Raw genomic sequence first — 7,947 nt, forward strand, 5'->3', positions numbered from 1 at the left:
TCTGAAGGAAGTAAATTGAGTCGCTGTACTTCCCAATTTGCGAGTGGATCACGCCTGAACTCACTTTTCACAAACTGATACCAGCGGCCAACAACAAAACACATGAATAAATTGGCCTGCGCTGCAACATCAAGGTTAGTGGTTATTTGATGCTCGCTGACAGCAAACCTTAGTGCCTGTTTTAAAGTGGCTTCCAACCGATCATGCAATTGATTAATGCGTAACTGCAAATGCTCATTCTCATTTACCAGCACATCACCGATCAGGATACGCGTCATGCCCGGATTTTTTTGCGAAAAACCTAATAACAGCAACAATAATTTTTCGATCTGCTTTATGCCACAATTTTCATCTTGCAGAATTTTGTTAATCAGCAAAAACAATGTTCGCTCAATAAATTCAATCAAAGCTTCAAACATCTGTGACTTATTGGAAAAACAGCGATACAGCGATGATTCTGAGATTCCCATCTGAGCAGCTAACGCTGCGGTGGTAATCCTTTTCCTCTGCGGATACTCCAGCATCCTGGCCAAAGCTTGCAGGATCTGATCTTTTCTTTCACTGGATTTTACTGACTGATAGGAAGGCTTCAATTGGGTAACCGCGAAGAAACAAAAGCAATATATGAAATATAACAAATTAACAGACCAGCACAAAAACTATTCGGCTTTCCTTTAGATTACTCACAGTTGGTCTATTTGGCAAATACTCAATAGTCATAATAACCGGATACAAACTAGACCTGTTCGCCTGAAACAAGCTAGAATTACTAATTTTAGGGTTTCCTTGCTCATGCATACCTGGCGAAGGTCGTTGATACGCGCAAAAACGCCGATTGCACTGACCATAGGCAATTTTGATGGCGTTCATTTAGGCCATCATGCAATGCTTACTCGTCTGAAGGATGCTGCTAAGCAGCTTGGACTACCTGCCTGCGTGATGACTTTCGAGCCGCATCCACGTGAATTTTTTGCTCCGGATCAAGCGCCTGCTCGCCTGACCAGTTTGCGGGAAAAACTGAAATACTTAATCCAGGCAGAAGTCGATTGTATCCATATTTGCCGCTTCAATTATGATTTTGCCAGAATCAGCCCAGAACAATTTATTACGCGCATTCTGAATCAAGAGCTGTCTGTCCGCTGGTTGCTTGTGGGAGATGATTTTCGTTTCGGTGCACGACGTGCGGGTGATTTTGCCATGTTGCAAGCCCATTCAGCAGCAAATGGATTCTCCGTAGAAGTCATGCCCAGTGTCACCATAGACAATCAGCGTATTTCAAGCACGGCTATCCGGCAGGCACTTGCCGCTGGCGGTCTTAATATGGCAGAGAAATTCCTGGGCAGACCATACAGCATCAGCGGACGTGTAATTGATGGTGATAAACTAGGCAAACAAATCGGATTTCCGACAGCAAATATTCAGTTGAAATATAATCGCCCGCCACTCTCGGGTATTTTTGTTGTTGCCGTACGCGGCGCTATCCAGTCATCGCCAGCAACAATACTTCCCGGCGTTGCCAGTCTGGGCGTGAGACCGACAGTCCATAAAAATGGAAAACCTGTACTGGAAGTACATTTGTTTGACTTTAACCAGGACATTTACGGGCAACACTTACAAGTCGATTTTCTGCACAAGTTGCGCGACGAAGAAAAATATGCGGATATCGACAAGCTCATCGTTCAAATTAAAAAAGATGTCGTGCAAGCAAAAGACTTTTTCCTGACGATTCAGAACCATTAAAGTAGCCAGTAGCATCCTTTAACCCACTAATTTTCATTTCATGACCGATTATAAAAAAACCCTCAATTTACTCGACACACCCTTCCCGATGCGCGGCAATCTGGCCAGTCGTGAACCGGACATGCTAAAGGCCTGGCAAGAAAAGAATCTGTATCAGAAAATCCGCTCCGCCAGCAAAGGACGCCCCAAGTTCATTCTGCACGATGGCCCCCCTTATGCCAATGGCGACATTCACATCGGTCATGCGGTCAACAAAATTCTCAAAGATATCATCATCAAAAGCAAAACACTGTCCGGTTTCGATGCACCATATATTCCGGGTTGGGATTGTCATGGGCTACCCATAGAGCATCAAATCGAGAAAAAACATGGCAAACATTTACCGGCTGATAAAGTGCGCGAGCTTTGCCGTGCTTTTGCCAAGGAACAAGTAGAGCGCCAGAAAGCTGATTTCATCCGCCTGGGCGTACTGGGTGATTGGGATAATCCCTATCTCACGATGAACTTCAAAACAGAAGCCGATATTATTCGCGCACTGGGAAAGATTTATCAGAGTGGTTATCTGTATCAGGGTCAGAAACCAGTCAATTGGTGCATTGATTGTGGCTCCGCACTGGCTGAAGCCGAAGTGGAATACGAAGATAAAACCTCACCCGCGATTGATGTAGGTTTTGCAGTCAAATCATCATCCCCGCAGCAATTCCTCAGTGAGGCTTTTGGCATCAGCATTCCTGCTGACGCTTCAACTTATGCGATTATCTGGACCACAACACCGTGGACTTTACCCGCTAACCAGGCAGTCAGTGTTCACCCAGATTTCGACTATGCACTGGTACAGACAGTGCGTGGATTCCTGATACTTGCCAGCGAACTGAAACAAGCATGCCTAGAACGCTATGACTTAAGCGGCGAAACACTGGCTAGTTGCAAAGGTCAGGCGCTTGAACATATGCCTTTGCAACACCCGTTTGAGCCGCGCACGGTAAAAATCATTTGCGGCAAACATGTCACACTGGAAGCTGGGACAGGTCTTGTGCATACTGCACCAGCGCACGGTCTGGATGACTATTTTGTCGGCCAGAATTATGGCTTGCCCAGCGAAAGCCCGGTTGACGGCAATGGCAAATTTATTGCCAACACTCCTTTAGTTGGCGGTCTTTCGGTGTGGAAAGCTAATGATGTCGTCACCGAAACACTCAAAACCAGCGGGCATCTGTTTTGTCTGAAAAAAATCGACCACAGCTATCCGCACTGCTGGCGCCACAAAACACCCATCATTTTTCGTGCCACGCCACAATGGTTTATTGGCATGAATCTACAAGGTACAATCGATGCAACTGCTCAGAAACAAACCCTGCGTGAACTGGCCATGTCGGCTGTCGAGTCCACTGCATTTTACCCGGCATGGGGCAAGGCTCGCCTGGAAGCAATGATTAAGAACCGCCCGGACTGGTGCGTATCACGCCAGCGTAACTGGGGCGTTCCGATGGCCCTTTTCGTGCATAAAGAAACCCATTTGCCGCATCCACGATCGCTTGAGCTACTCGAGCAAGTGGCACAAAAAGTCGAACAACAGGGCATCGAAGCTTGGTTTGCACTGGATGCCGCTGAATTGCTTGGGGAAGAAGCCAGGGATTACCAAAAGCTGACCGATACGCTGGATGTATGGTTTGATTCCGGTACCACGCACGACACCGTCGTTAAGCCGAATGTCCAACTCAAATACCCGGTGGATCTGTATCTGGAAGGTTCCGATCAGCATCGCGGCTGGTTCCAGTCTTCGCTGCTAACCGGCTGTGCCATTAATGGCCGCGCCCCTTATGATGCGCTGCTCACACACGGATTCGTGGTGGATGGCAGCGGCCACAAAATGAGCAAATCCAAAGGGAACGTCATCGCACCACAGAAAGTGATGGATACTTCCGGTGCCGATATTTTGCGTTTGTGGGTAGCTTCAACCGATTATTCCGGCGAACTGTCCATCTCCGAAGAAATTCTGAAACGAGTAGTCGAAAGCTATCGGCGCATCCGTAATACACTGCGTTTTTTACTCGCCAATCTGATGGATTTTAATTCACAGACCGATCTGGTTGCCGCCACTGATTGCTTGGAAATTGACCGCTACATGCTAGCATTTACCGATTCTTTCCAAGAAGATTTGACACAAAGCTATCAACGTTATGAATTTCATCAAGTGGTACATAAACTGCACAATTTCTGTTCTGAAGACTTGGGCGGCTTCTATCTGGATATCCTCAAGGATCGCTTGTACACTGCAGCAGCCAAAGGCACACCACGCCGCTCGGCACAAACCGCGCTATACCATATCGCACATAGCCTGGTTCGCCTGTTTGCACCCATTCTAAGTTTTACCTCGGAAGAAGTATGGAAACATCTGACCGGTGACAAAGAAGGCAGCGTGCTGTTGCATCACTGGCATACCTTTCCAGCGCAACCGGATACCCAGTCGTTGCAACAACGTTGGACAAAAATACGTGGTTTGCGTGCACAAGTTCTAAAAAAACTGGAAGATTCCCGTGCACAAGGAGAAATCGGTTCCTCATTGGCAGCAACGGTTGAGATACGCGCCAATAGTGAGGATTTCGCCCTACTCAGGGCACTGGACAATGATTTGCGCTTCGTGCTAATTGTTTCTGAAGTCCATCTGATTCAGGTTAGTGGCCCGCATCAGGAAAGTATTGTTGTGGTATCCAGCACGCATGCAAAATGTGAACGCTGCTGGCATTATCGTCAGGATGTCGGGCATCATGCGGAGCATTCCACCTTATGCGAGCGTTGTGTCACCAATCTTTATGGCAGCGGTGAAGAACGACACTATGCGTAGAATCTAACACTTATTTATCGGAAATTGTTCACCATGAAACTTTACATCAGCCTGAGCATTGCTTTGATCGTTTTGGTTCTGGACCTTGCCAGCAAGTATTGGGTAGAGTCTACCTTGGAATTTGGCCAGAAGATCGCATTAACTGGCTTTTTTAACCTGGTACTGACCTACAATCCCGGTGCGGCTTTTAGCTTTCTGAGTGAGGAATCCGGTTGGCAGCGTTGGTTCCTGAGCGGAATAGCGGGCAGTGCCGCGCTATTAATCATCTTCCTACTCAATAAATACAAACATGAGCAATTATTCTGTATGTCATTGAGCCTGATTTTAGGCGGCGCTTTAGGGAATTTATATGACCGCGTCACGCTGGGCTATGTGGTCGATTTTCTGGATTTCTACATCGGCACCTATCACTGGCCAGCATTCAACATTGCCGATTCCGCCATCTTTATCGGTGCCGCGCTGATGATATATGAAAGTTTCCGGCATAAGGAAGGTTCTGAAAATTCTAAAGCAAAGGCTAAGTAGTCATTGGCTACAACCCTAATGCCAAGAATCTTACTTGCTCGATTTCTTTTCCTTGGTAATCGGGTTTTGTAGGGTATAGCCGTTTTCTTTCATTTTATACCCGCCATAAGCACCTGCACCGGCAACAACAAGAGTCCAACAACCTGATAACAGTGGTAGTATCATCAGGAGAGCAATCACGTTTACTATCTGTTTTCTCTTCACTCTGAATTCCTGTACAAAATGATATTTTAATGATTTCAGTCAATTTATTAAAATCTTTTTACGGCTGATTTTTCGAATCGTCTACAGTCACAATGATCATCGAACAAGCTAGCAATCACCTTATCATTCTTCATTACCCTTGTCCAAAGCTTATGAGTCATCGTTATCCAGGCATCACATACTTCAGCACCGGCAATAAAAAACCCCATCTCTTTATGACGGGGTTTCGGGAACAAATCTAATCGGGTTAAGTGTTTTGTTTCTTGCGGCGTGCGGCGAAGCCCAACAATCCAAGTCCGATTACCAACATGACGTAGGTTTCTGACTCGGGTATAGGACTGGTAAATGAAACCATGTCGAGCGAGCCACCATAGCTATCGCTTATTCCACTGGCGTTAAAAGTAAGCAAGCCATTTCCATCAAAGTTAACGATAGTCGAATAATTTAACCAATTGTGATCACTTCCTGCATTACTAACACCATTTAACACAGTCACAGGAGCAGATCCATCAACCGTGAATGTCAAATCATTAGTGGCGCCCGTACCCGGGCGGGCTGAATACCAAAAGCTCAGTTGATACAGACCGGGCGTGCCGATCAAAAGTTGCGACAAAGAGCTGTTCGAATAGGTATCCAATTCGATAAAATTTCCTCCCTCATAAGCAGTTCCAGCAATATTATTGCGCAGTTCGATGTTTGGGCTACCCGTCCACCCGGTCAACGAATTATAGATATTCCAGGTACCGCTCGCTTGCAAATCAACTTCGAAGCTGCCATTCGTCACGAGATCCATAGCTGCCGAAGCTATCATCGGGGTTGCAAATAAAGCGCTGACCACATATTTAGTAAAACTATTCATCGCTATCTCCTATTCAAGTATAAAAGGTAAATATATTCGGTTTCTTACCAATAAATCTTGATATCGGAACGATTTAGCTTATCTGAAAAAAATTGACCACTTATTCTGAGGATATCTCGCTTTCATACCTGAGGAAGCTCTACTCGGTGTATTGTCAGAATAATGAATATCGCTAAAATCAAGCAGACAATATGTTTAAAATGAATCCGCAAGACAAGAAACCCAACTCAATCGATTATTATGCGACTTTGGTCAATACATCCCTATTATTTAGATGCTAAAGGTTTAGTAGCCTTGTGGCGCGAAGGTCTATTAGCCCAGAAGGTTCTGCAAGGCCATACCAAGGGATATAAAAATCACCCTCAATTAACAAGATTCAAGAATACAGCAAATCCTGTTGGCGCTATCGCTGCATATTTGGGGTTTGTTGCAGATGAGGCAGGAAGCCGGGGTTATCACTTTGACAGAAATAAAATCACTGATCAGCATTGTACAGAAAAGATTACAATCACCAACGGGCAACTGGAATACGAATTCAGTCACTTATTGGGAAAGCTGAAAGATAGAAATCCTCAGCGTTATGCTCGCTTCAAAGAAGTCAGCAAGATAAGAGTCCATCCAATTTTTAACAAAACTGCGGGGAATATTGAAGACTGGGAAGTAATTAGCCATATCAAATAATTCTGCCGTCTTTCCTTGATGAAATTTAATCAAACGAAACCAGGTGGATAAGAACAGAGGCTACCTCCTCATTCTGACGCACTCGTTTAAACAATCAAGAGGGTTGTGGAGGCACCTTGATCCACTCTCCTGCGCACTCTTTGACATAAGGATAGTATCCTTCTGGATTACGACAATAATGCCAGTAATTTCTATTCTGTACGGGAGCAGGCCGGGAAACTTGATTTTGCTGAACATAAGTTGGCGTTCTGGGTTGAGTTGCAACCATCGGTGCCGAAAACACCGGAGACGCTGCAACTACAGCAGGGTAACCACCTAGCGGATAGTAAGGATCAAAATAACGATGGGGTCCAAAACCAACGTGATTATTATAGAGCCCGACACCCACCCGATTACTGTAAAAGCCAAAACTACTAAACGGCACACCAAAACCATAATAGCCAAAACCTCCAAAAGGACCGAATGGACTAAAAGGACCCCATGGACCGAATCCAAATCCCAACCCGACACCCAGGCCTAACCCGAATCCCGAATCAAATCCACCATGGTGATGGTGCCCTCCACCGTGATGATCATGTCCAGAGTTTTGATTCTGGTCAGTATTATTATTTTCAATATTCACCGTCTGAGTCGAAGAATCACCCTGAGTGACGCCATTGTCCTGGCTCGATTGATCGACTCCAGCAGAGTCAGAAGATCCAACAGTTCCAGTAGAATCTGTAGGTACAGTTGCAAGCTCGTTTCGAAGTGGTTCCTGCGCGAATCCATCATTCTGCTGTGATCCGGCACTCTGATCTACGCTATCACTCGGATAAGTATCATTGGATTGGTCAAATGCACCATTTTGATCAAAATTACTTCCCTGACCTGGGTCATCGACCACCCCAAAATCCTCCGGTTGATTAAATCCATCATCCTGATAAAAAGCATCACTTTGATCGTAACCATTCTGATCAAAGTTACTTTGATCAGAATCACCATAATCAGAATAGCCACTGGCGTCGTAACCACCGCCATAGTCGCTTCCCCCGTAGTCCCCTCCGAAGTCAGCGCCGCCGTAATCGCCTCCGAAGTCTCCCCCCCCATCGAAGCC

General features: G+C 45.7%; 8 protein-coding genes. 4 read left to right on the forward strand and 4 right to left on the reverse strand.

Annotated features, from left to right (window positions below):
* A partial coding sequence (gene slmA / locus QZ942_RS00085) for a nucleoid occlusion factor SlmA (protein WP_366835829.1) occupies positions 1-593 on the reverse strand: 593 nt, incomplete at its 3' end.
* 199 nt (positions 594-792) lie between these two features.
* Here slmA and QZ942_RS00090 point away from each other — a divergent pair.
* From QZ942_RS00090 to lspA, 3 genes are read left to right on the forward strand one after another with little or no spacing between them, the layout of a single operon-like run.
* Positions 793-1,740 (forward strand): bifunctional riboflavin kinase/FAD synthetase, encoded by a 948-nt coding sequence (locus tag QZ942_RS00090; RefSeq protein WP_292992427.1) that lies wholly within the window; start codon positions 793-795, stop codon positions 1,738-1,740.
* Between the two features lie 40 nt (positions 1,741-1,780).
* The gene (gene ileS / locus QZ942_RS00095; RefSeq protein WP_292992429.1) at positions 1,781-4,585 is read left to right on the forward strand and encodes an isoleucine--tRNA ligase; all 2,805 of its coding nucleotides are present in this window, start codon (positions 1,781-1,783) and stop codon (positions 4,583-4,585) included.
* Between the two features lie 33 nt (positions 4,586-4,618).
* Positions 4,619-5,110 carry a signal peptidase II gene (lspA, locus tag QZ942_RS00100; RefSeq protein ID WP_292992430.1) on the forward strand — a complete coding sequence of 164 codons (492 nt, stop codon included), beginning with the start codon at positions 4,619-4,621 and terminating at the stop codon, positions 5,108-5,110.
* Between the two features lie 30 nt (positions 5,111-5,140).
* Here the strand turns inward: lspA and QZ942_RS00105 are convergent, their stop codons facing one another.
* On the reverse strand, positions 5,141-5,275 hold the full coding sequence (locus QZ942_RS00105; protein WP_292992432.1) for a hypothetical protein: 135 nt from the start codon (positions 5,273-5,275) through the stop codon (positions 5,141-5,143).
* A gap of 286 nt (positions 5,276-5,561) precedes the next feature.
* Positions 5,562-6,173 (reverse strand): PEP-CTERM sorting domain-containing protein, encoded by a 612-nt coding sequence (locus QZ942_RS00110; protein WP_292992434.1) that lies wholly within the window; start codon positions 6,171-6,173, stop codon positions 5,562-5,564.
* A gap of 240 nt (positions 6,174-6,413) precedes the next feature.
* On the opposite strand from QZ942_RS00110, the gene QZ942_RS00115 reads away from it, so the two are divergent.
* Positions 6,414-6,854, forward strand: coding sequence for a pyrimidine dimer DNA glycosylase/endonuclease V (locus QZ942_RS00115; protein ID WP_292992436.1), 441 nt, complete (start codon positions 6,414-6,416; stop codon positions 6,852-6,854).
* Positions 6,855-6,948: 94 nt separating this feature from the next.
* On the opposite strand, the gene QZ942_RS00120 is transcribed toward QZ942_RS00115, so the two are convergent.
* On the reverse strand, positions 6,949-7,947 hold a 999-nt coding region (locus QZ942_RS00120), incomplete at its 5' end, for a hypothetical protein (protein ID WP_292992438.1).

It is taken from the genome of Nitrosomonas sp. (genome assembly GCF_021731985.1).
GTDB lineage: Bacteria > Pseudomonadota > Gammaproteobacteria > Burkholderiales > Nitrosomonadaceae > Nitrosomonas.